A 972-nucleotide genomic window follows, 5' to 3' on the forward strand; every position below is an offset into this window, starting at 1 on the left:
CCCGCAGTCGTCCACCCTCGCGGCGGTCTTCTCCGGGGTGGAGCGCAAGGGACGCTGGCTGGTCGAGGAGCACACCAACATCGCCTGCCTGTTCGGCGGCGCGGAGCTGGACTTCCGGCAGGCCGTCCTCAGCCGGAGGGAGGTGACGGTCAACATCAGCTGCCTCTTCGGCGGCGTGGAGATCATCGTCCCGCCCGGCGTGCGTGTCATGCCGTCCATGTTCGCGATCTTCGCGGGCTCCGACTGCCCGGAGGACGACACCGTCGACCCCGACGCCCCCGTCATCCGCCTGACGGGCATGCTCCTCTTCGGAGGCGTCTCGGTCACCCGCCGCGCGGTGGACGAGCGGTACAGGCGCGGCGACCGGCACCACAGAATCCACGAGGCGCACAGGCGGCGCGAAGAGAAGCTCGACCGCCGCCAGGGACGCCGCGAGGAATCCCTCCGCCGCCGCGACGAACGCCGCGACCGCCTACGCGAACTACGCGCCGAACGCCACCGCAACCACTAACACCGGTCACCCCAAGCACAAAGGCGAACCCTCACACACGTGAGCCACCTTGCAATGCGGGCCACCCGCACGCGCCGAGGCGACCCCACATGCGTAGGCCGGCCCCGCGTGCCCTGAGGCGGCCCCGCGCATGGCGCGGGCCCTGGGTAGGGGCTGGGCCGCGGTGGTCGGGTCAGTCTTTGGCGTGTTCGCGGTCGGGCTGGCAGACGAGGCAGGGCGTGCAGCCGCGGGCCTTCGCCTCCGCGCGGGACAGGGCCTCCAGGTCGTCGGCCTCGTCGCCGATGTCCTCGATCAGGGCGCAGTCGATGCGGTGGTAGCGCTTGGTGCCGCTGAGGATGCGGACCTGCGGGCCCTCGTCGCCCGCGGCCGCGGGCGGCTCGGGGGCGGCCTCCGGCTCGGCGGCGGGGTGCTGAAGATCGTCGGTCTCGTCCGCGTCGCGGGGACGGGGCGCGGCGGCGTCG

The 972-nt window shown here is 73.1% G+C and carries 2 protein-coding genes; one reads left to right on the forward strand and one right to left on the reverse strand.

The genetic code is table 11. The features are described from left to right. Window positions 1-511, forward strand: a 511-nt coding sequence (locus E1298_RS47225; RefSeq protein ID WP_165976010.1) for a LiaF domain-containing protein, incomplete at its 5' end; no start/stop codon positions are given. 172 nt (window positions 512-683) lie between these two features. Here the strand turns inward: E1298_RS47225 and E1298_RS49175 are convergent. Further along, the coding region (locus tag E1298_RS49175; protein WP_207945301.1) for a hypothetical protein at window positions 684-972 on the reverse strand (289 nt) is incomplete at its 5' end.

Source organism: Actinomadura rubrisoli, assembly GCF_004349215.1.
Classification (GTDB): Bacteria; Actinomycetota; Actinomycetes; order Streptosporangiales; family Streptosporangiaceae; genus Spirillospora; species Spirillospora rubrisoli.